The 24303-nt window shown below is 42.3% G+C and carries 21 protein-coding genes; 13 read left to right on the top strand and 8 right to left on the bottom strand.

Annotation, left to right across the window (positions count from 1 at the left end):
• Positions 1-605 precede the first annotated feature (605 nt).
• The 4 genes from K9M07_03150 to K9M07_03135 all read left to right on the top strand — a co-directional run bounded on the left by K9M07_03150 (position 606) and on the right by K9M07_03135 (position 5958).
• Positions 606-1760 (top strand): PDDEXK nuclease domain-containing protein, encoded by a 1155-nt coding sequence (locus tag K9M07_03150; GenBank protein MCF7852220.1) that lies wholly within the window; start codon positions 606-608, stop codon positions 1758-1760.
• 235 nt (positions 1761-1995) lie between these two features.
• Entirely contained in the window at positions 1996-4581 is a 2586-nt protein-coding gene (locus K9M07_03145) for an AAA family ATPase (protein ID MCF7852219.1), read from the top strand.
• 492 nt (positions 4582-5073) lie between these two features.
• Positions 5074-5568, top strand: coding sequence for a hypothetical protein (locus K9M07_03140; GenBank protein ID MCF7852218.1), 495 nt, complete (start codon positions 5074-5076; stop codon positions 5566-5568).
• Positions 5569-5958: a Rid family detoxifying hydrolase gene (locus K9M07_03135; GenBank protein MCF7852217.1), complete on the top strand. Its 390-nt coding sequence runs from the start codon at positions 5569-5571 to the stop codon at positions 5956-5958. It abuts the gene before it with no gap.
• Here K9M07_03135 and K9M07_03130 read toward each other — a convergent pair.
• Positions 5906-6439, bottom strand: coding sequence for a hypothetical protein (locus K9M07_03130; GenBank protein ID MCF7852216.1), 534 nt, complete (start codon positions 6437-6439; stop codon positions 5906-5908). The two genes, K9M07_03135 and K9M07_03130, sit on opposite strands and share 53 nt — an antisense overlap.
• Positions 6440-6474: 35 nt before the next feature.
• Here K9M07_03130 and K9M07_03125 point away from each other — a divergent pair, with 35 nt between their 5' ends.
• The 5 genes from K9M07_03125 to K9M07_03105 all read left to right on the top strand — a co-directional run bounded on the left by K9M07_03125 (position 6475) and on the right by K9M07_03105 (position 13162).
• Complete coding sequence (locus K9M07_03125) at positions 6475-8229, top strand: ABC-F family ATP-binding cassette domain-containing protein (GenBank protein MCF7852215.1); 1755 nt, start codon at positions 6475-6477, stop codon at positions 8227-8229.
• Between the two features lie 137 nt (positions 8230-8366).
• Positions 8367-10274 (top strand): biosynthetic arginine decarboxylase, encoded by a 1908-nt coding sequence (gene speA, locus K9M07_03120; GenBank protein MCF7852214.1) that lies wholly within the window; start codon positions 8367-8369, stop codon positions 10272-10274.
• Between the two features lie 2 nt (positions 10275-10276).
• Complete coding sequence (speB, locus tag K9M07_03115) at positions 10277-11158, top strand: agmatinase (protein MCF7852213.1); 882 nt, start codon at positions 10277-10279, stop codon at positions 11156-11158.
• A 4-nt stretch (positions 11159-11162) separates the two neighbouring features.
• Positions 11163-12176 (top strand): deoxyhypusine synthase family protein, encoded by a 1014-nt coding sequence (locus tag K9M07_03110; GenBank protein ID MCF7852212.1) that lies wholly within the window; start codon positions 11163-11165, stop codon positions 12174-12176.
• 14 nt (positions 12177-12190) lie between these two features.
• Positions 12191-13162, top strand: coding sequence for a class I SAM-dependent methyltransferase (locus tag K9M07_03105; GenBank protein ID MCF7852211.1), 972 nt, complete (start codon positions 12191-12193; stop codon positions 13160-13162).
• 24 nt (positions 13163-13186) lie between these two features.
• Here the strand turns inward: K9M07_03105 and rlmB are convergent, their stop codons facing one another.
• Complete coding sequence (rlmB, locus tag K9M07_03100) at positions 13187-13921, bottom strand: 23S rRNA (guanosine(2251)-2'-O)-methyltransferase RlmB (GenBank protein ID MCF7852210.1); 735 nt, start codon at positions 13919-13921, stop codon at positions 13187-13189.
• Between the two features lie 113 nt (positions 13922-14034).
• Here rlmB and K9M07_03095 point away from each other — a divergent pair, with 113 nt between their 5' ends.
• The gene (locus K9M07_03095) at positions 14035-14370 is read left to right on the top strand and encodes a hypothetical protein (GenBank protein MCF7852209.1); all 336 of its coding nucleotides are present in this window, start codon (positions 14035-14037) and stop codon (positions 14368-14370) included.
• On the opposite strand, the gene K9M07_03090 is transcribed toward K9M07_03095, so the two are convergent.
• From K9M07_03090 to K9M07_03080, 3 genes are read right to left on the bottom strand one after another with little or no spacing between them, the layout of a single operon-like run.
• Positions 14346-15893, bottom strand: a complete 1548-nt coding sequence (locus tag K9M07_03090; GenBank protein ID MCF7852208.1) for an MFS transporter — start codon at positions 15891-15893, stop codon at positions 14346-14348. The two genes, K9M07_03095 and K9M07_03090, sit on opposite strands and share 25 nt — an antisense overlap.
• Positions 15886-17184: an HlyD family efflux transporter periplasmic adaptor subunit gene (locus K9M07_03085; GenBank protein MCF7852207.1), complete on the bottom strand. Its 1299-nt coding sequence runs from the start codon at positions 17182-17184 to the stop codon at positions 15886-15888. The genes K9M07_03090 and K9M07_03085 overlap by 8 nt, the downstream gene beginning before the upstream one ends.
• Positions 17177-18634, bottom strand: coding sequence for an efflux transporter outer membrane subunit (locus K9M07_03080; GenBank protein MCF7852206.1), 1458 nt, complete (start codon positions 18632-18634; stop codon positions 17177-17179). The genes K9M07_03085 and K9M07_03080 overlap by 8 nt, the downstream gene beginning before the upstream one ends.
• Before the next feature lie 350 nt (positions 18635-18984).
• Here K9M07_03080 and can point away from each other — a divergent pair, with 350 nt between their 5' ends.
• Positions 18985-19620, top strand: coding sequence for a carbonate dehydratase (gene can, locus K9M07_03075; protein ID MCF7852205.1), 636 nt, complete (start codon positions 18985-18987; stop codon positions 19618-19620).
• 10 nt (positions 19621-19630) lie between these two features.
• Positions 19631-20110, top strand: a complete 480-nt coding sequence (locus tag K9M07_03070; protein MCF7852204.1) for a nucleoside deaminase — start codon at positions 19631-19633, stop codon at positions 20108-20110.
• A 161-nt stretch (positions 20111-20271) separates the two neighbouring features.
• On the opposite strand, the gene K9M07_03065 is transcribed toward K9M07_03070, so the two are convergent.
• Entirely contained in the window at positions 20272-21351 is a 1080-nt protein-coding gene (locus tag K9M07_03065) for a choloylglycine hydrolase family protein (protein MCF7852203.1), read from the bottom strand.
• A 248-nt stretch (positions 21352-21599) separates the two neighbouring features.
• Between K9M07_03065 and K9M07_03060 the strand changes: the two genes are divergently transcribed.
• Complete coding sequence (locus tag K9M07_03060) at positions 21600-21986, top strand: methylated-DNA--[protein]-cysteine S-methyltransferase (GenBank protein MCF7852202.1); 387 nt, start codon at positions 21600-21602, stop codon at positions 21984-21986.
• Between the two features lie 4 nt (positions 21987-21990).
• Here K9M07_03060 and K9M07_03055 read toward each other — a convergent pair whose 3' ends face one another.
• Both K9M07_03055 and K9M07_03050 read right to left on the bottom strand, forming a co-directional pair.
• Positions 21991-23298, bottom strand: coding sequence for a ferric reductase-like transmembrane domain-containing protein (locus tag K9M07_03055; protein MCF7852201.1), 1308 nt, complete (start codon positions 23296-23298; stop codon positions 21991-21993).
• A gap of 4 nt (positions 23299-23302) precedes the next feature.
• Positions 23303-24301 carry an aldo/keto reductase gene (locus K9M07_03050; protein ID MCF7852200.1) on the bottom strand — a complete coding sequence of 333 codons (999 nt, stop codon included), beginning with the start codon at positions 24299-24301 and terminating at the stop codon, positions 23303-23305.
• Positions 24302-24303 lie beyond the last annotated feature (2 nt).

Here is a 24303-nt window from a genome sequence, read left to right as displayed (position 1 = left end):
TTGATCAAGGCGGATATATGAGGAAATATTGCCTTAAGGCTCTGAAAATGATGGATGTATAATTATTTTGGCGTATAAAAAAAAGGCTGAAATTTTATGGTATAAAAATTTTTTTAAACCACTATTTTTAATATTAACTCGACTTTGTAACTTTTTGGACCCGAAGGCCTCAAGATATTTGTTCTCTAGGGAGTTAAAGCGATGTGCGAGTTTTCCTAACGGAAAACTCGCACATGATTAATGGCGGATAAGCTGCTCAAATTGTAAAGGCTCATTCTTTATGCTCAAGTTGAGTTTAATACTGGCCGTATGCACCGGTATTTTTCTCCAAAACCTGGAACATTGATGCCACAGATCTCGAGCCCTCACTTTTTCAATGTGCCCTCGAAAACTGTAATAACGTTCTTTTAAGGATTTTTTTTAACTCATCATCTATTAGACAAAAGACCGTTATGATAAAATCATCGATTGACATGCCTTACACTCCTGTTTCGGTTAAGCACAAAACAGTGTGCCGACAGGCATGTCATTTTTTCAATTATTTCATGTGCGGTTTTCCGTTAGGAAAACTGCACATCGCGTGAAACAAGTATTGAGAGCCTCTAATGCCTAAAGAAAAAAAGACAAAAAACCTCCCAAAGAAAGTGAAAGAAGGTGGGCTTTTCTCAAATAAAGATTACGGCTCAACTCTGACTGAACTAAAGCGGCAGATAAAGGAAAGCCAAGTCAGGGCTATAACAGCGGCCAATAAGGAGCTTATCCACCTCTATTGGAAGATAGGTAAAACTATTGTTGAAAAACAGGAAAAGAGCGGCTGGGGAACCAAAATCATAGAAAAGCTCGCTAAAGACATTCAAAACTCATTTCCCGGCATAGAAGGATTTTCTCGCACAAACATCTTCAGAATGAGAGCTTTTTATATAGCGTATCAAACTAATCCCCCAGCTGGGGGACAATTCCAAAATGATCCCCTTGAAATCCTCGCAAGTATCCCTTGGAGGCACAACTCTGTATTGGTAGAAAAACTTAAGAAACATGAAGAAAGAATGTGGTACGCACAGAAAACCATTGAACATGGGTGGAGTCGTAGTGTTTTGGAAATCATGATAGGGAACTCTCTCCACTCAAGGCAGGGGAAAGCCATCACTAACTTTAAAGCTGTTATGCCATCTCCGCAGTCTGACTTAGCACAACAAGCGACAAAAGACCCCTATCTTTTCGATTTCATTGCCTTAAGTGACGATGTCATGGAGAAAGACATAGAAAATCAGCTAACAGAGCACATTCAAAAGTTCTTGATGGAACTTGGACAGGGCTTTGCATTTGTTGGAAGGCAATACCCGATTAAGGCTGGGAAAAAAGACTTATACATCGACCTTCTTTTCTACCACCTCACTCTTCGCTGTTACATAATCGTGGAGCTGAAAGCAAAAGAATTCGATAGCCGGGATGCAGGGCAAATGAGTGTATACCTGTCCGCTGTGGATGATCTCTTGAGACATGAGGGCGATAACCCTAGCATTGGGATTATTCTATGCAGAACCAAGGACAATGTGTTTGTAGAGTATGCATTAAGAAACTTCAATCGCCCAATAGGTGTAGCGGAGTATGAAACGAAGCTTGTTGAAACACTACCTAAAGAACTAAAGTCAAGCCTGCCTACAGTAAAAGAGATCGAAGCTGAGCTAGAGCAAGACATACCCAATAATGAGAGCCCAGATAAAAAGAAAAAAGGCCGCAAGAAGAGTAAGGAGAAATAAATGAGCGCAACCGACTATCTGATTGTATTTGTCCTAAGCTCGACCGTAGGTCGAACGTCCGAGAGCAAAGACCAAGGCAGATGGGCCCAAAAAGTTGCAAAGTCGAGCTAAGGGAAAAGCTCTAAACCACTACGAGATAGCTTTAGCCAACTCGAAGGGTTTTACAATGGAATAGGGCACGCGTTCCCTACAAAAATCGAGTTAAAATGGTAAACTTGAAGGAAGTGAGATCAATATGCAAAACTTTTCAGATTCAATTGCCCATGCTTTGCAAGGGGCCATTCAAGTTGCAAAAGAGAGCAATCATACCGAAATGACCGAGAGTCATTTTTTAGCAGCGCTTCTAGATGAAAAAGAGGGGTATTTTAATACGATTCTTGAGGAGTTGGGGCTGGATTTGACGTCTCTATCTAGAGAGGTGAATCAAGTTCTTAATCGATGCCCAACTTTTGTTGAAAAAGCCGAACCGCAAATTTCCCGGGGGCTTCACTCTATTTTATTTGAAGCGGAGCGTTTTGCTAAAGAGTGGAAAGATACCTATATCAGTAGTGATCATATCCTTGCAGCGCTTTGGAAGGTGGGCTCATCCCCTTTTAAGGAGTGGAGAGAAAAGAGCAAAATATCATTAAATCAATTGATTGAAGCGATTCGAAAATTGAGAGGAGATCGTCATATGGATTCACCAACAGCCGAATCAAACTTGAAAACACTTGAGAAATTTTGTAAAAATCTTACGGCACTGGCGAGTGCGGGAAAAATCGATCCGGTCATTGGGCGCGATGATGAGATTCGCCGTGTGGTCCAAGTCTTACTGCGTCGGACCAAAAACAACCCGATGTTGATTGGAGAGCCCGGTGTGGGGAAAACGGCTATTGCAGAAGGGATTGCGCAGCGCATTGTACAGGGTGATATTCCCGATGCTCTGAAAAACAAGCAGCTAATGGTTCTCGACATGGGAAGCCTGATTGCAGGGACAAAGTTCCGGGGGGAATTTGAAGAGCGATTGAAGGGCATTTTGCAAGAAATTGAAAAGAGCGAAGGCAATGTCATTTTATTTATTGATGAAATCCATACGCTTGTTGGGGCCGGAGCAACAGAAGGATCGATGGATGCGGCCAATCTGTTAAAACCGGCACTGGCTCGAGGAACACTGCATTGTATTGGCGCGACAACCTTAGCTGAATTCCAAAAATATATTGAAAAAGATGCGGCTCTTGAGCGCCGTTTTCAACCCGTTTTTGTGGCTGAGCCGACACAAGAAGATACGATGGCAATTTTGCGCGGGCTGCGCGAGCGCTATGAAATTTATCATGGCGTGCGCATTAAAGAAGATGCAATCCATGCTGCCGTTCTTTTATCGAGCCGATATATTACCGATCGGTTTTTGCCCGATAAGGCGATTGATTTAATTGATGAAGCGGCAAGTTTAATTCGCATGCAGCTCGGAAGTCGGCCTTTGCCTATCGATATTAAGGAGCGCGAACTCTCATCTCTCATTGTTGAATATGAGGGATTAAAACGAGAAAAAACGCCTAGTGCTAAACAGGGGATGGCTCGCTTAGAAAAAGAAATTGCAGGGCAAAAAGAAGAGCTCTCTAAACTCAGCGCGCGTTGGGAAAATGAGAAAAAGATTTTACAATCTGTTAAAGAGAAAAAAGATCTTTTAGAAAAGTTGCGTTTTCAAGAAGAAGAGGCAGAGCGGATAGCCGACTTTAAGGAGGTCGCCGAATTGCGCTACAGCCGGATACCAAAGCTCTTAGAGGAGCTCAATGAAGAGCAAAAAGCCCTTAGTAGCAAAGAAAACCGGCTGCTCCAAGAAGAAGTCGATGAAAATCTCATTGCACAAATTGTTTCGAAATGGACGGGCATTCCCGTACAAAAGATGGTGCAATCCGACGCGGTGAAACTGCTCCATTTAGAAAAAGAGATCGAAAAGCGCGTGGTAGGGCAGCCACTTGCCGTAAGCGCTGTTTGTGATGCCATTCGCGCATCAAGAGCAGGTCTCAATGATCCAATGCGTCCCATTGGAGTCTTTCTGTTTTTGGGGCCTACGGGGGTGGGTAAAACAGAGCTTGCAAAAGCTCTAGCCGAGCAACTCTTTGATCAAGAAGATGCAATGCTGCGCTTTGATATGTCGGAGTATATGGAAAAGCATGCCGTTTCAAAATTGATTGGATCTCCACCGGGATATGTCGGTTATGAAGAGGGGGGACAAATAACAGAGGCCCTTCGACGACGGCCTTACGCGGTGGTGCTTCTCGATGAAATTGAAAAGGCGCATCACGATGTTTTTAATATCCTTCTTCAAATTTTTGACGAAGGGCGTTTAACAGATAGCAAAGGGCGCAAAGTTAATTGCAAAAATGCCATCTTTATTATGACATCGAATTTAGGTTCTCAGCAGCTTCAGCAACTGATGCATGAGAAACGCGACCAACTCACTAAAGAGATGGTATTGACGACGATCGATCCCATTTTAAAACAGCATTTTCGTCCGGAGTTTCTCAATCGCCTCGATGAAATTCTCCCATTCTTGCCGCTGCAAGAGGAGATGATTGTCCATATTGTAGAAATCCAGCTCAAACTGCTTGCAAAGCGGTTATTACAAAGACAAATAAAGCTCTCATGGTCTGATCAAGTGATGCAATGGCTCTCTAAGGAGGGGTATGATCCCTTGTTTGGAGCGCGGCCATTAAAAAGACTGATCCAACAATCGGTTGTGACGATGCTCTCAAGGGAGATTCTCAGCGGAACAATCCCGGGGTCTTGTGGTGTGGAATTATTTGTAGAGGGGAATGAAATTCGCTATAAAATTTTGTAACAACCTGGTTTACAGTGGTTTAAAAATGAGAAAAAATAGTGAATAAGCTTTGCATTTGATGCCGGATATGCTATGAATAAGGTATAGCCTAATGAAGTATATTGGGGAAAAAATTAACCACTTTTGGCCGGCCTTTCTCTTTTCCAAATGGGGACGAGGATCGCCGGCTTTTTTTCTAACTCTATAAATTCTATTTTATTAGAATACACATTTATTTTTTTTGGTTCCAAATAGAGTTGTTGCATAATTTATTTTTATCTAACATGCTCATTATTAGTTTTTACCACAGAGAGCACAGAGCTCACGGAGGCACCGGAATGTGCATTTTCTTGACTTTTCTCTGTGCTTGTTAAAGTCCTTATGGTCAATGGCTTGATAGTTTATTAAATTATGCAACAAGATAGTTCCAAATAGGCAGAATTACAGTAAGTTGGCAATTGTCTTTAATGTGTTTTTTTGTTATAATTTTCTCAAATTTATTATGGAGAATATATGGCAGCTGTTACTACTACTGTGCCTTTTATTGAGGTTTTCAGAGAGGTAATCATTAACCCAAATGAAAAAGCCGAGAGAGTTCGAGAGAACGAAAGAATATTTCTTCCATTAGCTGCGCTTATTAATCGTATTATAAGTGTGGTTATCCCGATATGGGCTTTTCAGTCCCTCATCTCTGATGAGAGGCTTTATCGTTCAGGGTTTTTTATGGGAGTAGGAGCGATAGTAGTTACGGGAGTCGCCTGTATGCCTGGATCAATTCTCGGCTGGGAAATAGCTATGGTTTGTGATCGTCTTTATCAACTTATTCAAATGGATCCGGTTAGAACCCTCAAAGATCCTCGAGGGGAAAAGTTAGTTGAGGAAATGACTCCAAGAACGTTGGTTTCACATCTTTTTAGGAATACTATCATACTTTCTAGGTGTTTTTCATCATTCGCTACTAGCTTACTCGAATTAAAAATTGAAATGCCAATGAATTTTAGAGAGTAGATGAGACAAAAAATAGAAACAGAGAAGGCTCCAAAAGCCATTGGTCCGTATTCTCAGGCAATTTTAGCTGAGGCTCATTCATTTCTTTTTGTTTCAGGGCAATTGCCAATTGATCCGGTCACAGGAGAGTTGATTGCCGATATTCAAAAAGCCACAGCACGGGTTTTTGATAACATTGAGGCAATTTTATCCGAGGTTCAACTCGGTTTAGATGCTATTATTCGTTTAGAAATCTTCATGACCGATCTCAAAGATTTTGCCGTTGTGAATGCAGAGTGCGAAAAACGCTTTTTTGCAGCATATCCGGCGCGTCAGACCATTGAGGTTTCGGCTCTTCCTAAAGGGGCATTGATTGAAATTTCATGTATTGCACAAGTTCCTCTAAAATAACCGGGGGGCTTTGGTCTTTAATATCCAAAGTCATATGAGCCATTTGTTCATAGATAGGGGCTCTTTTTAAGAACATCTGTTCAAAAGAAGCATCAAAATCAAGTGGATTGAGAAAAGAGGGAACCCCTCTTTTATGAAGTCGTTCTTTAAGCTGTTGTTTGGCGCATTTGAGATAGATCAGTGTGCCTAATTTTGAGAGATAAATTCGGTTTTCATATTGCAGAATGCCGCCGCCACCAAGAGAGATAATAGAGGGGGGGTATGTGTGAAGTGAAAAGAGAATGTCTTGTTCTGCCTTGCGGAAAAGTGTTTCTCCAAATGTTTGATGGAGGGCTCGCGCAGGGAGATGATGTCTTTTTTCGAGGAGATGATCGGTGTCAATCCAAGGCATTTTAAGCGCTTTTGCGAGCAATTGGCCGAGTGTGCTTTTTCCACAAGTAGGGAAACCAAAAAGAATCCAATGAGAAGTTGAAGTTTTCACTCTGAAAAAACGCTCTAAATAGATATCATCATTCTATGACTTTATTTCTAAATTGCCAATCGATTTCAAAAGCGTATGGCTCTCAAATTTTATTTGAAGGGTTATCGCTCAGTATTTTTTCTAAAGACCGTATCGGTTTAATCGGACCCAATGGAGCCGGAAAATCAACGCTCATGAAAATCCTTGCGGGGATTGAGACACCTGATGAAGGGGTTGTTTCAGTTAAAAAGGAATTAAGGATTGGCTATGTTCCCCAGATGAGTCACTTCAAAGATGAGTCACCGGTGAATGTTCTTCTTGAGGCTTTGCGAAGTAGCTCTCATTTATCGGAACATGAAAAGCTCATTAAGGTTGAGACGTGGCTGACAAAAGTGGGGTTTACGGGGCATGAAACATCGGCAGAGAAGCTTTCCGGTGGGTGGAAAAAGAGATTATCTATTGCCCAAGCTATGCTGCAGGATCCCGATGTTTTGATGCTTGACGAGCCGACGAACCACCTCGATCTCGATTCGATTTGTTGGCTTGAGGGCTTTGTGCAAAGAGAAGTGTCGACGTTTATTTTAGTCAGTCATGATCGGACGTTTTTAAAGAATATCACCAATCGCATGGTGGAAATTAATCCGCTGTATCCTCAGGGGCTGTTTTCCGTTGAGGGCTCATATGATTTTTTCTTAGAAAAAAAAGACATGTTCATTGAGGGGCAAATCCAGCAGGAAAGATCGATTGCAACTAAGGTGAGACGCGAGACGGATTGGCTTCGCCAATCACCAAAAGCAAGAACAACGAAATCAAATGCGAGGATTGATCAGGCGCATGAAATTTTTAGCGCGTACGATGCGTTAAAAAAACGCAATCGCGAAAGAAATACGCAAATTGGTTTCGAAGGAAGTGAGAGGCAAACGCAAAAACTCCTCGTATGCAATAACCTGAAAAAGGAGATGGATCAGCGCATCCTTTTTCAAAACCTCGATATTACATTAACGGCAGGGATGAAGCTTGGTCTTATGGGATCAAACGGCTCGGGGAAAACGACGTTGATGCGCATTTTTGCAGGAGAATTAAAACCCGATCAAGGGACGATGAAACCCGCAGATGATTTGAAAATCGTCTATTTTGATCAGCATCGAGCACAACTTCCTTCTCATATGACTCTAAAAGAAGCGCTCTCTCCCGGTGGGGATTTTGTCTATTTTCAAGGGAAAAGTGTTCATGTGAATGGCTGGTGCAAGCGCTTCTTATTCCGTCCGGAAGACTTGGAAATGCCCATTGAGCTATTATCGGGGGGGGAACGGGCAAGGCTTTCCATTGCAAGGCTGATGCTGACACCTGCGGATATTTTACTCCTTGATGAACCGACAAATGATCTCGATATTCCAACGCTTGAAACGCTTGAAGAAAATTTAATGCAATTCCCCGGGGCCGTTGTTTTAATTAGCCATGATCGATCGATGCTAGATCACATCTGTAACCTCTTTTTATCTCTTGGCGATCCGGGGGGAAGTGCCTTTTATGCGGAGTATACTCAATGGGAAGCCGCTTTGCAAAGAAGTGAAGTGAAAAAAGAGGCCCCAATAAAGAAACCCCACAATGATCGAGAAGAGCGCAAAGAGAAAGGGCGCATCGAAAAATTAATTGAAAAAAAGGAAAAAGAACTCGTCATTCTCGAGTCTCAACTATCCGAAGAGGATCCGGTTAAATTGCAAGAGTTCTGTGAAAAAATTGCTCATCTGAAAAATGAAATTAATCAGCTTTTTGAGCGCTGGGCTGAGCTGGAAACCAAGCTGTACTAGAACCGGAATATAAGCCGATTGTTTTAAATTCTTCTTATTCCCTATACTAATCTCACGCTTGTACAGGTGGATTCAGGTTTAATGATTGGTGTAAAAAAAGAGGTTGATTGATGGCTGATTTATGTGATGCGCCCGTGATGGAAACGGGATCGGCACAATGGGATCTAAATGAGAATAAGAGCCTCTATTGGTTTGATAAGTGGGGCGAAGGATATTTCGGCGTCAATGAAAAGGGAAATGTCGAGGTCAGCCCGAATAAAGATAATACAAGTATCGATCTCTATCATATTGTCCGCACCTTGGTTGAAAGGGGAATCGAAGCACCTATTTTAATCCGTTTTGATGGGATCATTCGCAATCGCATTAACCGCATTTCCAACGCATTTGAGCAGGCTATTGAGCAGTATGGCTATCAAAAAAATTACCGGCTTGTTTATCCCATTAAAGTAAATCAACAGAAACACGTTATTGATTCGATTCGCGATACGAGGGGTAATAATCAACCCGGCCTTGAAGTGGGAAGTAAGCCTGAACTTCTGGCTATTCTGGCCATGCCGAATACAAAAGACTCCATTTATCTTTGCAATGGCTACAAAGACAAAGAATATATCGAGCTCGCACTTCTTTCTCGCAAACTCGGGAAAAGGACAATCATTATTATTGAGCAGATTTATGAGTGCCAAATGATTCTCGAAGTGGCTCAGGGACTCGGAATTGAGGCCGAAGTGGGGCTTCGCATGAAACCATCCGGGCAAGGAAGTGGTAAATGGGCCTCGTCAGGGGGAGATTTCGCCAAATTCGGTTTAAACACACATGAACTTCTCGCCGCTATTGAAGAGTTTACAAAGGCCGGCAAAGCGCATTGGCTTAAACTGCTTCACTTCCATATTGGAAGCCAAGTGACATCTATTCTTCCCTTTAAAAAAGCGCTTTTAGAGGCGGCTCATTTTTATACGGAGCTTGCTAAAGTGTGTCCTTCCATCGAATTTTTTGATATTGGAGGGGGCCTTGCCGTCGATTATGACGGGTCTAAAACGGCGAATGACTCTTCAATGAATTATACGGTTGAGGAATATGCGCGCGATGTTGTTTATGCGATCGGCAATACGTGCCGAGAAAAAAGTATTCCGGAACCGACAATTATTAGTGAATCGGGCCGGGCGCTTGTTGCTCATCACTCGGTTCTCATCACAGAAGTGATTGATGTCTCTCAGTATGCTGCTCCCGTCGATTCTCTAGGGAAGCCCCCGACAAAAAATCGTGTTTTGAAACAGCTCTATGATATTTATAATAGTGTCATCCCCTCGAATTGCTTAGAAGCAATGCACGATGCTCATTTTATTAAGCAGCAGATTTTAGAGACATTCATTCAGGGAGGAATGACCCTGCAAGAGAGGGCCTATGGAGAACTTATTTATCGCCACTTGATGACAAAAATCCAAGAACTATCTGATCAAAATATCCATATGTCTGAAGATTCCCACAGGCTATCTGAGACGCTGGTCGACACGTATTTTTGCAATTTTTCCGTCTTTCAATCTCTTCCCGATTCTTGGGCAATTCAACAACTCTTTCCCGTCATGCCGATTCATAGACTCGATACAAAACCGACGAAGAAGGCAAAAGTTGCCGATTTGAGTTGTGATAGTGATGGGGTGATCGATCGGTTTATTTATCCCAAGGGGTCTAAACCATATCTCATGCTCCATGAATTTAATATGAAAACCCCTTACTATCTCGGTATTTTTTTAGTCGGCGCCTATCAAGAGGCCCTAGGTGGGCTTCATAACTTATTTGGAGATACGAATGCGATTCATGTCGATTTACATGAAGATGGGACATGGCGCTTTAAGAATCTCATTGAAGGGGATATGGTGAGTGAGGTCCTTCAGTATATGCAATATGATGCGCAGCAACTCAATGATCAACTCCACGACTCGATTGAGAATGCCCTTAGACAAGGGAGCATTTCCAATGAAGAAGCTCTCAATATTAAAAAGAAATACAAAGAATCATTAAAAAATTATACCTACTTGGTGATCTAATTATGCAAGGACATGGAGAAGAGGGGCATTTTTTAGGAATTAAATGCCCACTAGATGAAGCAAAAATTGTGATTCTTCCGGTTGCTTTTGATAAGACAACGACATATGGCCATGGATCTGATCAGGGGCCTGCTGCCATGATCGAAGCATCGCGCAATCTCGAGACATATGATATTGAAACTGATAGTGAAGTGTATCGAGAGGGGATTTATACGGCTGAGACTGTTGCCTTTGATACAAGTGAAGAGATGATTGCATCGACGTATTGCGCTGTTTCAGACTATATTTCGGATGGCAAATTTGTCATTACACTCGGTGGAGAGCACGCGATCTCTCAAGCACCCATTCGCGCTAATGCACAAAAATACGGATCGATCTCAGTGCTTCAAATCGATGCGCATGCAGATCTTGCTTTTGCCTATGAGGGGAATCCACTCAGCCATGCTTCCGTTATGGCCAGAGTGAAAGAAATTCCCGAGGTAAGCAGTGTCGTCTCTGTAGGGATACGGAGCATGTCAATTGAAGAATCGACTCAAGTTGTACCTGAAAAAATGTTTTTTTCTCATCAACTCTTTGAAAATGACGAGTGGATGGATCGCGTTGTTGAGCAATTGAGCGATCAAGTCTATATCACTTTTGATCTCGATGCGTTTGATGCCTCGATTATGCCTTCGACGGGCACGCCGGAACCGGGGGGAATGACATGGCACATGGCGACACAACTTCTCAAAAAAGTGGCTGAGAAACGGCAAATTATCGGCTTTGATGTGGTCGAGCTCGCCCCAATTGCGATGCTTCCGGCTCCCAACTTTTTAGCAGCCAAGCTCATCTATAAGATGTTGAGTTATACGTTTGCAATAAATACAGTCAATATAGCGAGGTAATCAGATGCATATTTCTCAATTTATGAAGCGCCACTATAAACATTTCAATGCAGCAGTTTGCGTCGATGCTGCTGAAGAATGGATCCGGCTTTCCGAGAGAAAAGGAAAGATGTTTCTCACATTAGCCGGTGCAATGAGCACAGCTGAGCTTGGGATTTCACTTGCAGAACTCATTCGCCAAGATAAAGTGCATGCGATTTCATGCACAGGGGCTAATCTTGAGGAAGATATCTTCAATCTCGTTGCGCATACTCACTATGCCCGTATCCCTCATTATCGTTCTTTGACCAAAGCTGATGAGCAGGAGCTTTATGATGCCGGGATGAATCGAGTCACCGATACATGTATTCCCGAAGAAGAGGCTATTCGCCGCATTGAACAGCAGCTTTTATTTCTTTGGCAAAAAGCCGAAAAGGAAAATAAGCGCTATTTCCCCCATGAATTCATCTATCAACTTTTTGAGCATCGTCTTTTAGAAGAGTTTTATGAAATCGATCTTAAAAACTCTTGGCTTTATGCTGCTTATGAAAAACGGCTCCCCATTTTTGTGCCGGGTTGGGAAGATTCGACAACGGCTAATATTTTTGTTTCTAATGTGATCAAAAAGAATGTCTCTCGCTTTGATACGGTGAAAGCAGGGACAGAACAAATGGCATCGCTCATCGATTGGTATATGCAGGTCTCTGAGAAATACGAGATTGGTTTTTTCCAAATTGGCGGAGGGATCGCAGGGGACTTTCCCATTTGTGTTGTTCCCCTCATTCGTCAAGATATGGAGAAAAAAGATTGTCCTCTCTGGAGTTATTTCTGCCAAATTAGCGATAGCACCACATCTTACGGTTCCTATAGTGGCGCCACACCGAGCGAAAAAATCACATGGGGAAAACTCTCAGAATCGACGCCATCCTTTATCATTGAATCAGATGCAACGATTGTGGCCCCCCTCATTTTTCAATATGTACTTGAAAAAACAAGTGCTCATATTGAGGCGCAAGACTTCGTTGAGGCAACTGTTTGAGTGATATTGAGTTAATGCTCCCAACGATATCAGATGGGGAAGATAAAACTTCCCCATTCAAGAATCGTCTCCGCAAAAACTATCGCCATTTGCGCAAATGGGCCAAGCGTACCCGGTCGGATTGTTTTCGACTTTATGACCGGGATATTAAAGAATATCCCCTTGCCATTGACCTTTACGCCAATCGCTTTGCCATTCACTATTTTGCTTCTGCACAGGATGAAGGTGAGGTGCCTAGCGAGATGCTCGATGAAGTCAATGAGGCGCTCATTTCAATTTTCAATGTGGATAAATCGCTCATTTTTTGGCGAACTCGTCTCCGCCGAGCTAAAATGCAGCAATATGAGAAAAAAGCTGAGCAAAAAGATTTTTTCATTGTCTACGAATATGGCGTTAAGTTTTTAATCAATCTCGTCGATTATCTCGATACGGGGCTTTTTCTCGATCATAAAGAGACGCGCCAACGGTGTGCAAAAGCATCGTATCAGAAAAGACTTCTCAACCTCTTTGCTTATACCTGTTCGTTTAGTGTGCATGCAGCCGTTCATGGGGCGGCATCGACGACAAGCGTTGATCTTTCCAATACCTATACGGAATGGGGAAAGCAAAACTTTCAAATCAATCACCTCTCTCTCAAAACTAACGAGATCATCAAGGCGGATTGTCTCACTTATTTAGATGAAGAGATCAAAACATCAAACCAATACGATGTGATCATCATCGATCCGCCCACGATTTCGCGCTCCAAGATGATGGAGCAGTTCTTTGATATTCAAATCGATTATATCCCTCTTTTGAAAAAGGCGCTGCAGCTCCTCTCTCCTCAAGGAGAGATCTACTTTAGCACCAACTCGCGCCGCTTCAAATTCGATGAATCTCAATTTCCAAAGTGCACAATCAGGGAAATTTCAGAAAAAACGCGTCCTATCGATTTTCGCGATCCCAAGATCCACCGCTGCTGGAAACTCCAAAAATTGACAAAATAAACAACTCCTCTTTTGAGGAGTTGTTTATTTTGTTGGTTGGCGATAGCTGTTGAGAAGGATAGCTGTGGCTTGAGAGACATTGAGTGAGTCGATTTGTCCCAGCATCGGAATCATGAGATGGAAGTCGCATTTTTTACTTAAGAGCGGTTGGACCCCTTCGCCTTCAGATCCGACGATGATGATCGCTTTTTCAGGGAATTCAAAATGGTAAAGGGATTCTGTTTTTTCACTAATTTCTGCAGCGACAGCCCAATAGCCCGCTTTTTGCAGAGCTTGCATTGTTTCAACTAGATTAGAGACTCTAGCGAGGGGAACGAGTTCGCTTGCGCCGGCACTTGTTTTGGAGACAACGGGAGTGATATCGGTGCCCCGATTTTTAGAATAGATGACAAGATCGGCTCCGAAGCATTCACACGACCTTAGAATGGCACCGACATTTTGAGGATCAAAAATCGAATCAAGCATGACAACAAGGCTCTTTTGTTCATCGCGCTTTGAGTTGATAAAGTCCTTGATATGGATCAAAGGGCGCTCTTTGACTGCGGCAACATAAGACTGGTGTGAGTCGGAATTGACAAGTTGAGAGAGTCGCGCTTTGGGCGTATCGATGATTCTAATCCCATTTTTTTGCAGCTCTTGATACAGGGGGTCATTTCCGGGTTTTTGCGATGTATAGACTTGTAAGATGCGCTCGGGAGTCGCCTTAAGCACCTCCATAATACAGTTGCGTCCCATAACGAGTTGTTGATGACGGGTCATAAATGCTTCCTATTTGAGGATAAATATCATACATGATTGCGTGTTTCTGCTCGATTTATTTATGATGGATGAAGTATATAAAATTTACTTTAAAGAATGCATATAGGAAGACCATGGATTTAAAAAAAATTATTGGAATCATTCTCGCCGTTTTGGGAATTAGTTTGATCTTTATTTCAGGCTATATTCGAGGGCGTGTAGAAGAAGGTAAGCAAGAAATCTCAAGTGGGCAACAAACAGTGGATCAGACAAATAAGCTCTTTTCGATAACAGGGCCAACAAAAGTGGTTGGAGATGAGCTGACCGGTTCTGCTCAGCAAGAAATTGATGAAGGGCGCAGTCAAGTTGCACATTATGAAAGAATGGCAAGCCAGCTCCAAATTGGGGGAATTATTCTGATCATAGCCGGAGCCGGCCTTTTTGTTTACGGTTTCATGAAACGGCGTTGAACGACAATTTTCTCGATAACAAAAGTGAGAATGAGAAGAATCAAAAGAGCCATTAAGAGATAGCCCATGAATCCGAAGACATCATTGAGGGCTAGTGAAGTGGCATGTTTTGTTAAAAGGTTATTCAGTTCTTCATTGGATTGATCTTTTGATAGAGAGAAGATTTGTTTCGCTCTTTGAAAATAATTCAGAGTCAATTGCGAGTTAATCGTGAGTCCTTCACCTAAGCGTTCATGAAAAAAGACTTGGCGCCTTTGCCATAAAATCACGTAAAGACCGGCACCTAAACTACTAAATGTAGAGCGAGTGGTTTGAAAGAGCTTAAAAATTTCTGAGCTTTGTTCAGGGCCATAGCTTGCCATGGACATGCGAAAAACCGGAAATAAAAAAAGAATCAATCCAAATCCCGCAAGAGCTCTTGCGACTGAGAGATGGAAAAAATCGACATCAACATCAAAGAACGTCGAGTAATAACACGATGTAGCAAAAAACAGAATCGAAAGGGCCAGCGTAAAACGAGGATCAAACTTTTCTAAAAATGTTTTCATAATAAAAAAGGCAAATAATCCTGCTAAGGCCATCGTTCCAATAAGCACTGAGACCCATAGGGGGGTATAATTGGCGTAGATGTTGAGCCAGAGGGCAATTAAAATGATCATGCCAAAGTAAGAGGCAAAGAGAACTCCTAAGTTGAGGAGAGAATAAGATAGAAGAGGGCTCTTCAATAGCCTCAAGTTTAAAAGAGGCTCGGGATGAATTAGCTCCCATAAAATGAAAAAGAGGAGCGAAGGGACTCCAATCACGACGAGCACGTTAAAAAGCGTTGATCGGGTCCAATCCAGTTCTTGGGATAGAGTTGCGGCCATAATCAAAGATCCCAATCCGATAAAGAAAAAGAAATAGCCTATGCGATCAAACGGTTTCAAAGCTGACTCTTTGGTATCCGTTTTGCGATAAACAATCCAGAAATAGCCTGCTAGAAAAAGTGCTATGGGTTCATTTGTATGGAAAATCCATCGCCAGTGGTTTTCATAGCCAAGCCAAGCCCCAAAACAAGCGCCAAACACGGGAACAATAGCAAATAGAAGAACCATCACAAAAGCATAAGCCGGATGTTGCTTTTCAGGCGTAAATCGAAGGATAAGCTCTCGAACAAGAATATAAAAAGGACCCGAAGTCAGTCCAAGCATGAAGCGAAAAAGGTTAAATAGAGGGAAAGTCGGTGCCATTGCACAGAGAATCGAAGAGAGTGTGTAGAGTAGCAGGCAATAAACGAGGGTGTGAATCGGACCCCATCGCTGAGAAAGGCTCGGGGAGAGGGGAATAGCGAGGGCGTTGCCGAGTCCAAAAAAGACCATGGGATAGACGGAAATTTCATTACTGCCTCCCATTTCCGACACAATATAGACGCCGGCCATATTTGTGACGGTATTATAAAAAATAGCTAAGAAAAGGGTGACTAATAGGCAGAAACGAAAAAAAAAGGAGCTTTGAGATGGTTCATTCGAAAGGAGTCTATTCATAGATCAAGCCAATGTCTTCAAAACAAGAAGGGAGATCATGATCGATTTGTTGATCGATTTTATTGTGGATCGCATTGTCTTCACTGATAGCTTCTTCAAGGAGAGGCGGTAAGCTCAGGATGAGGGAGGGAAGCTCAAGAGGTGCTTTGGCATATTCAGATAAAAGAGGATCAAGGTTGGATGCAATGATCTGATCAATGAACTCCCGATCACCCACTTCTTCTCGATTAAATATGGAGGTTTCATAAAGTGGAGATCCCTTTGTTGAATCGGGAACCATGCGTCCCGATTGATTGCGCACATCAACGCGAGCAGAGCATGTGAGCCCCAGTCTTAAAGGGTGCGACTGAAATTCTTGAGGATCGAGAGCGACGCGTACCGGAAGCCTTTGAACAATTTTAATCCAATTCCCCGATAAATTTTGTGGGGGTAAGAGGGAAAAGGCATTGCCTGCGCCTCCGGGTAGACCGACAATGGTTCCGCGGTATACTTGCTCCCCACCCCAAAAATCAGTTGTGATATCAACCCTTTGTCCGATACGCATCTTTTTGATTTGGGTTTCTTTATAGTTGGCGTTGATCCAAATTTGATTGAGGGGGATCACACTCATTAAGGGCTGTCCTTCAGGGACCCACATTCCCACTTGAATTGTTCTCTGGGCAACAAGACCTTCTACGGGAGAGTAAATTTTACAGCGGTAAAGGCGAACCCAGCTATCGCGTACACGATCCGATGCTGCAATGACTAAGGGATGGGTATAAATGGAAGTGTTTTGGATCATCGATCGCGTTCTGTGATAAGCCGCAACAGACATATTTAGCGAAGCATATTGAGAGCGAAGCGCTGCAATTGAGTGTTCATAATCTTCGATAGAAACGCCTTGCACGCGATAGATGCGGTAGCGATGCAAAAAGTCTTGCGCATTTTGAATGAGAGTCGCTCGCTTGAGATCGATTTCTGCTCGATAGACGAAGACTTGGTGAAAAAGTTCACAGACTTCTCGGACCACTTGAGCTAAATTTTCTTTGGCTTGTTCAAGGGCAATTTTTGCATCCGTTTCATCGAGAGTTACCAGCAATTCCCCTTTTTTAACGAGGAAGGAATCATCGGTATGAATTGAAGTGACAAACCCATCGTGAAGCGGTGTAATATAAACTTGATTGCCTTGTACATAGGCATCATCAGTATATTTGATAAATCGATAGTGAAAAAGCCAGGCGGTGAGTCCGGCAAGGAATAGAAGAGAGCAGATGCCCCAAAATGATAGGATGAGTCTATGTTGTCTATTCATCGACATACCCCCCACCTAGGGATTTTGTCAGTTGAATGCTCACAAGATATTGTTGGTAGAGGAGATGTGTGTTAGCGAGTTTTTTCTGAAGCCACTCCTCTAAGATGCGATACGTCGTCAGCGCGTTATCAATGCCGCAATTGAGGCGATCATACGTCAACGTATAGCGCTGATTTGCATTTGATAGGATCTCTTCTTGTTTTTTCTTTTCAAGATAAACGGCCTGTCCCATCGCGAGAAGATCGCTGACTTGTTGAAAGCTTTTTAAAATAAGATCGTTATATTCATAAACGGCCTCATAAAAAAGAGCCTTTTTAGCATCGATATTGGCTCCGATGGCTCCGGAGGTATAAAGCGGGAGACTCAGAGCGGGGAGAGCGCTGATTGTTCGGCTCATCCAATCAAAAAGGTTTGACCATGAACCACTTTGAAAACCGGCCAGTGCAATGAGATTGATATTGGGCCAAAAATCAGCGCGTGCAGCGCCGACTTCATGACTGAGTGCATCAACACGCCAAATTTGCGCCTTCAAATCGGGGCGCCTTGAAAGGAGCTCGGCTGAGATGTGATCGGGAACGATCAATTGAGGTGAACAAGCCATGAGAGGCTCATCGAGCTTAAGTGGGGTATCGGGGCCATGGCCCGCTAATATATTGACGAGATGGCTATTTTGAGCAATTTCTTGCTGAATCTGATCTAACCATTGTGCTGCTTCCAAGAGCGACTCTTCTGAGAGTAGAGGGGTAAGAGCGGAGTCAAGAGAGTTATCCAGTCGATCGATTTGAAGAACATAGATGTTTTGTCTGGCTCGGTAGATTTCTTCATAGATTTCTTTAAGCATGAGATTGGTTCTCAATGCGAAGTAAGCTTGACAAAGAGCTGCGGATATAACGAGTTTGATTTGCTCCGTTTCCGCTAGGCTTGCCCTTTCTCGACCTAAAGCAGCGCGATATAAATTCCGATACTTTCCCCAAAAATCAAATTCATAGGAAAAGGATAAACTAAAATCGATCTGTTGATTATTAATTTTAATATTGGGATTGAGGGCGCGATAAAGTCCGTTATGGCTTAAATACTCCCACTGATCGCTCGCATTAAAAAAAAGGAGGGGAAAGAGCTTAGATCGGGCGATAACCGCTTCGCCTTTAGCGTAATCGATTTTTTCTTTAATGGCCTGAAGAGAGGGGTTGTTACATAAGGCACTCTCAACGAGAAAATTAAGTTCGTTGATTTGATATTGTTCCCACCAGTTTGATGAGGGCCAGCGGTGTTTTTCGATATCGAGATGTTCATTGATGGATACAAGGCTTGAATCGAGATTGGGAGGAGAAATAATCTTTTGTAGCTTTTCCTCTTTGGACATGGAAAGGGAACAAGACGTTAACAGCAGGGAAGCAAATCCCATTGCTATTAATACATAAGATCTTAATTTTAAAAAAGATAGACGCATTGGTGATTGATCCCAACCCTTAAAAAATCAAATTTTTCTTTTAATCTTAGCCCCTCTCAACTCTTTAATGAAAAAAGGATTAACTAATCAAGTCTCTCATTTTCCTTGGTTTCACCTTCAGTTTTAAGGTATAATCTCGACTTTGCAGCTTTTTGAACCCGCCTGCCTCGGTCTTTGCTCTCGGACGTTCGACCTATGGTCGAACTGGGAGATTATTAAAACCGGGAAGGGGTAAAAAACCCCTTCCCGGTTTTAATAACTCCCCCGAAAACAAATATCTTGAGGCCTTCGGGTCCAAAAAGTTACAAAGTCGAGATAATCTCAACTTTCTTATATATAAGGTGATCATCATGAGAGAGCTCCAACATCTTTTTAAAAATAATCGCCTCTGGGCTGAAAATATGCAGAAAAAGGATGATAAGGCATTTCAAAGACTTTCTGAGAAGCAAACGCCCAAATACTTATGGATAGGGTGTTCGGATAGCCGCATTCCCGCCAATGAAATTTTAGGCCTAGAGCCTGGAGAGTTGTTTGTCCATCGCAATGTAGCTAATTTATTTCCCCATACCGATTTTAATTGCCTATCTGTCCTTCAATATGGGATCGATTATCTCAATATTGAACACGTCATTGTTTGTGGTCATTATCAATGTGGCGGAGTGGCTGCTGCCATGGAAAATGAACAATTTGGCCTTGTTGATAATTGGCTTCGCAATATTCGCGATGTTTATGCGCGTGAGAAAGAGCTCCTCGATGCGATTACCGACAAGACTCAGAAATATGATCGCCTTGTTGAACTCAACGTTCTCAATCAGGTAATGAATGTGTGCCATACGACGATTGTCCAAAATGCTTGGGCGCAAAAGAAAAGACTTTTCGTGCATGGTTGGGTCTACGATTTATCGACAGGTTTACTTAAAGACCTCGATTGCTGTATTTCATCACTCGATCAAATTGACGGTCTATATATGACTTTAAAACCATAGGTTGCATTGGATGGAACAACATGAAAAATTTATGCAAAGAGCGATCGAGCTGAGCTATAGGGCCGGTATCGAATTAAAAACGGGAGGCGTCTTTGGCGCTGTTGTTGTCAAAGATAATGAAATCATTGGTGAGGGCTATAATAAAGTCATGCTCACAAATGATCCCACATGCCATGCCGAAATCGATGCGATTCGCAATGCAGGCAAAGCGCTAGGAACACCCCATTTGGAAGGGTGTATTTTGTATACGAGCGCTTTTTGTTGTCCAATGTGTCTTTGTGCCGCCTACTGGGCACATATTACAGAGATCTATTATGCTGCAACTGTTGATGATGCGGCTAAATACGGCAACTTTAAAGATGTCGATTACTATGAGGAAATCCAAAAGGAAATCCACCAACGCCAAATTAAATGCACAAATATTATGCGCGAAGAAGCCGTCAAAGTTTGGGAAGAATTCGCCCTGATGCCCGATCGAGCTTATTACTAGTGTTTAATTGCAAAAGTCCCCGAGCTTATTTTGATCAGATTTTTCTGTCTGATGGTCTGTAAAAGTTCAGGGTAGACTTGAGTGAGTCACTCTGAATTTTTACAGACCATCAGGCGGAAAAAGATGATCAAAATAAGCCGGCGGATTTTTGCAATTAGACACTAGTGCAACATAGCTGAAACGTCTATTGCTATTTCTTGCCCTACAGTTCCCATTTTCTTAATCTGCCGCGCATTCATATCTTGTGGCTTGAGCTCGACGTAGCGAATAAGCTGATCGGTATAAGATTTAAAATAATAACGCATGGACTGAGGGTCTTTAACGGATGTGAGCATGGTATAATCGGTATGGATCATATCACCGCTTTTTTGTCTTGCAATGCCTACGGGGATATCGAATTGATTGAGAAGATGGAATGTTTGATTGACGGTATCGGATGCATTGGTCGAGGGAATAGCCGTTGAAGAAAAGATGGCAGCACGGACAAAACGTGATGGAGGGGTAAAATCACCCGGGAGGCCAACCATTCCGGAGCCTTGTCCAAAGGGAAAGAGTTCGACCCCACGCATCTCAACCGGTTTGACATTGAAAGGTGTTAGGTTAATAAAGTTGCGCAAATTGGTTATTTGCCAATCAAATGAGGGGGAATTCGTAATGGTTCCAATCGGATTGTCGTAGACGATGAGTTGTCCTTCAATGGGTTCAATGACGATGCTATTGCCATGTTTGTCATAGACAATGTAGTGAAAGGGAGGGGCTTCATTTCCCCAGTGATTTAAGACAGTGGGAGCAATGATGATGGAAGGCAGAGCTCTTTTGACTTCATCGATGCTTGCAAATTGCGTTAAGAGCCATTGAGTAAAATCAATGGGAGAGAGGGCGAGCGATTGATTGGACTTTGTCACTTCAGTATAGCTTGCATATCCGGGAAAATAAAAAGCGGCGGCAACGAGGCCCATTTCATTCATTCCATCCATTAAAATTGGCGCATCAAAACAATAGATTCCAACAGCAGCATATTTTGATTTGTAAATCAGTCCTTTTCCAAGAGGTGTGTCTCCTGTAAAAGTGAGATTACGGGGAATAATAGCTGCAGACATATCGAGTTGTGTTCCAAATTCGACTGTGCGGCCCGTAATGACAGAGCCGTCAGTAGCAGTCAAACGAAGTCCCGTGCATGCCATTAACTCGCTTGAAAGGCAGAGTGTGGCAATCAGTGTTTTGAAAATATTTTTTTTCATTTGAACGCCCTATTAATTAGAAGTCCAGCTTATGTCTATATATAAATTATTTGATCATTAATGTCTTGATGTCTATGGACACAATTTAAACATCGCGTTATGATATTTAAATGAAAATATTAAAACGCAATCAAATTGAGACACCGCTGGGACCGATGCTTGCCATCGGCGATGAGCGCGCTCTTTATTTACTTGAATTCACCGATCGAAAAGATCTGACTAAAGAGCTATATCGCTTTCAATTGAAGATGGACATCTCATTAGAAACGGGATGGTCGGATTCTTTAAGGTCTATTGAGCAAGAACTCAATCAATATTTTCAAGGAACACTCTCGCACTTTAAAACACCGCTCATCTTCTGTGGAACCCGATTTCAAGAGTGCGTGTGGAAGGCTCTACAAGAGATTCCCATTGGAACAACGCGCTCTTATTTAGAAATGGCAAAAGCCATTGAACATCCTAAAGCTGCCAGAGCCGTTGCACGCGCTAATAGTACAAACCAACTTGCGATTATTGTGCCATGTCATCGCGTGATTCAATCTAACGGCGATCCGGGAGGTTATGCCGCTAATCCAAAACGCAAGAAGTGGCTTCTCGATCATGAACGGGCCCAAAAAGTTGCAAAATCGAGTTAATCGTTTACAGAAACTCAAAATCTTCAAACTCGATTTGATTTCGATTGATACCAACCTTTGCGAATTGCGCGGTGAAATCACGTGTTAGGCGCTTGGGTCCACACATGATAATGCTACTCTTTTTTAAATGAGGAGATTGGGCTTCAATTTTTTTGATACTCAGCCGATTGTGTTGATCCGTACAGAAAAGAAAAAATTTAAATTGAGGACAATGTTTGGCAATGCGATTGAACTCGTCTAAGAAAAGAGCGTCTTCTTCTTTATGGACGCAATAAAACAATTGAATTGATTTCAATGGAACCGTCTTTTTCAATGCAAATAAATGCCGAGCCCAAACCAGAAATAAAACAATCCCGATCCCACCTGCAATCCAAATTTGAAAAGGTTTTGCTTTAAGATAATTCAACTGACCAAATGGCCCTTCAACCGTAACTTGGTTTCCTATTTTAAGATCCGTATATAATTTGCGCGTGAAATCACCTCTGGCTTTGACAATAAGTGAGAGTTCAGACCCATTCGGATGACCACATAAAGTAAACGGGTGAGATTCTTTTGAAAGAGATGCACTATGAAAACTAAAAAATGCATATTGACCGGGAAAAAAAGGAGTGCCTTTTGAAAGGGACTTTAAAAAAATTTCAATGGTTTGATGATCGAGATAATTCAATTGTACGACTTGATATAGAGGAAATCGAATAAAATAGGCATAAATGATCTGTTTATATGCGATACTGATTAATCCAATAATGAGAGGGATAGCCAGTAATGGTTTAGAGGAACTAAAGAGGTCTCGTGCAAAAAAGATATGCATCGATGCTAAAATAAAAACAACCCCCATCAATTTATGAATCATTTTCCATTGGTGATAGGGGAGAATCTTAAAAAAAGTGATCGCAAGAATGATGACCATCAGCCAGAAAGCATAAGATCCCAAATTAATTGTCACGTTCTGATGGAAGGGTAAAAAAGTATAGAAAAAATGGCCGATTCGATTAGGCAACCATTTAAGGGCGAAAAAGACCGGATGAAAGAGTATCAAGTAAAAGCCCCAAGTCCCGATGTATCGGTGCGTGTCATAGATGCAATCAAGTCCGCCAAATATCCCCTCTAACCATTTAAATCGAGATGAAAGAAGTAGAGAGAGTGACAGTAAAAAATAGCCGCCGATTCCAAAGATTGATCCAATGCCTTTGAGCCGATGAGCAACACCAATATGAGACCACTCCTTAAGTGAAGAAAAAAAACAAATGCCTACAAAGAGAAAAGTGATGCTTAGACAAAGATAGAGGTTTATTTTATGCCGATGGAACATGATTTTATTTTAAAACTTTATCGCTACTCGGCGGATTCATAAATTCCGGTCCGATAGGTGAGGGAATTGTTTCTTGCAAGATTTCATCGATTTCAATGAAATCGTTCTCAGTGAGTTCCCATCCCCAGATGCTATCCAATGTATTGAGTTGATCCGGATGGCGTGCACCCCAAAGAGCAACGCTAATGCCCATATCCAGTGCCCAACGAATGGCAAGGGCAAGAAGAGGTTTATCGTATTTATTTTTTGCCCATTCTTTGAGTTTATGGGTAGCTTTCAAATAGGATGCAAAGCGGGGAAGTTGAAATTTGGGATCGATTTTACGCAAGTCATCGCCTTCAAAATGATGGTTTTGATCCATTGAGCCGCTTAAAAGTCCGCGGCATAAAGATCCATAACCGAGTGTTGCAATCCCCGATTGAATACAATAGGCGAGTTCTTCATGCTCAATCTTCCTCTCAAAGAGGTTGAAAGGCGATTGCAGGGAATGTAGAGGAGCGTATTTTTGAAATTCTTCCATTTGATGCGTTGAGAAATTGCTCACACCAATAGCGCGAATTTTCCCTTGATCGAGAAGTTTTTTTAAAGCTTCTGCCGTTTCAGAAATGGGCACTAGAGGATCAGGCCAATGGAGTTGGTAAAGATCGATATAATCGCTACCAAGTCGTTTGAGTGAGTCTTCAAGTTCTTTAATGATGATTTCTTTACGGGCATCGCGATAAATTTTTCGATCCTTCCAGCTCAAACCGACTTTAGTAGCTAAAATGATCCTGTCGCGCTGACCATAACTTTTAAGCGCTTTACCAATAACTTCTTCTGCTATGCCAAAGCCATATACGGGAGCTGTGTCAATAAGATTAAGACCGAGATCAAGTGCATGACAAATCGTTGCAATGGATTCTTTTTCTTCGGCGCCGCCCCACATCCAGCCACCAATAGCCCATGTTCCTAAACCAATGCGCGATACGTTATGCTTTAAGTGAGGGATTTCAATATATTCCATTA

The sequence above is a fragment of the Simkaniaceae bacterium genome, assembly GCA_021734805.1.
Taxonomy (GTDB): domain Bacteria; phylum Chlamydiota; class Chlamydiia; order Chlamydiales; family JACRBE01; genus Amphritriteisimkania.
This window is presented reverse-complemented; position numbering and strand designations above follow the sequence as displayed.

Coding starts and splice junctions, on each gene's coding strand:
- K9M07_03110 (MCF7852212.1), top strand. CDS start 11,163: ATGCATATTTCTCAATTTATGAAGCGCCACTATAAACATTTCAATGCA.
- K9M07_03145 (MCF7852219.1), top strand. CDS start 1,996: ATGCAAAACTTTTCAGATTCAATTGCCCATGCTTTGCAAGGGGCCATT.
- K9M07_03095 (MCF7852209.1), top strand. CDS start 14,035: ATGGATTTAAAAAAAATTATTGGAATCATTCTCGCCGTTTTGGGAATT.
- can (MCF7852205.1), top strand. CDS start 18,985: ATGAGAGAGCTCCAACATCTTTTTAAAAATAATCGCCTCTGGGCTGAA.
- K9M07_03055 (MCF7852201.1), bottom strand. CDS start 23,298: ATGTTCCATCGGCATAAAATAAACCTCTATCTTTGTCTAAGCATCACT.
- speA (MCF7852214.1), top strand. CDS start 8,367: ATGGAAACGGGATCGGCACAATGGGATCTAAATGAGAATAAGAGCCTC.
- K9M07_03105 (MCF7852211.1), top strand. CDS start 12,191: ATGCTCCCAACGATATCAGATGGGGAAGATAAAACTTCCCCATTCAAG.
- K9M07_03050 (MCF7852200.1), bottom strand. CDS start 24,301: ATGGAATATATTGAAATCCCTCACTTAAAGCATAACGTATCGCGCATT.
- K9M07_03070 (MCF7852204.1), top strand. CDS start 19,631: ATGGAACAACATGAAAAATTTATGCAAAGAGCGATCGAGCTGAGCTAT.
- K9M07_03135 (MCF7852217.1), top strand. CDS start 5,569: ATGAGACAAAAAATAGAAACAGAGAAGGCTCCAAAAGCCATTGGTCCG.
- K9M07_03085 (MCF7852207.1), bottom strand. CDS start 17,184: ATGAATAGACAACATAGACTCATCCTATCATTTTGGGGCATCTGCTCT.
- K9M07_03090 (MCF7852208.1), bottom strand. CDS start 15,893: ATGAATAGACTCCTTTCGAATGAACCATCTCAAAGCTCCTTTTTTTTT.
- K9M07_03150 (MCF7852220.1), top strand. CDS start 606: ATGCCTAAAGAAAAAAAGACAAAAAACCTCCCAAAGAAAGTGAAAGAA.
- K9M07_03140 (MCF7852218.1), top strand. CDS start 5,074: ATGGCAGCTGTTACTACTACTGTGCCTTTTATTGAGGTTTTCAGAGAG.
- K9M07_03060 (MCF7852202.1), top strand. CDS start 21,600: ATGGACATCTCATTAGAAACGGGATGGTCGGATTCTTTAAGGTCTATT.
- speB (MCF7852213.1), top strand. CDS start 10,277: ATGCAAGGACATGGAGAAGAGGGGCATTTTTTAGGAATTAAATGCCCA.
- rlmB (MCF7852210.1), bottom strand. CDS start 13,921: ATGACCCGTCATCAACAACTCGTTATGGGACGCAACTGTATTATGGAG.
- K9M07_03125 (MCF7852215.1), top strand. CDS start 6,475: ATGACTTTATTTCTAAATTGCCAATCGATTTCAAAAGCGTATGGCTCT.
- K9M07_03080 (MCF7852206.1), bottom strand. CDS start 18,634: ATGCGTCTATCTTTTTTAAAATTAAGATCTTATGTATTAATAGCAATG.
- K9M07_03065 (MCF7852203.1), bottom strand. CDS start 21,351: ATGAAAAAAAATATTTTCAAAACACTGATTGCCACACTCTGCCTTTCA.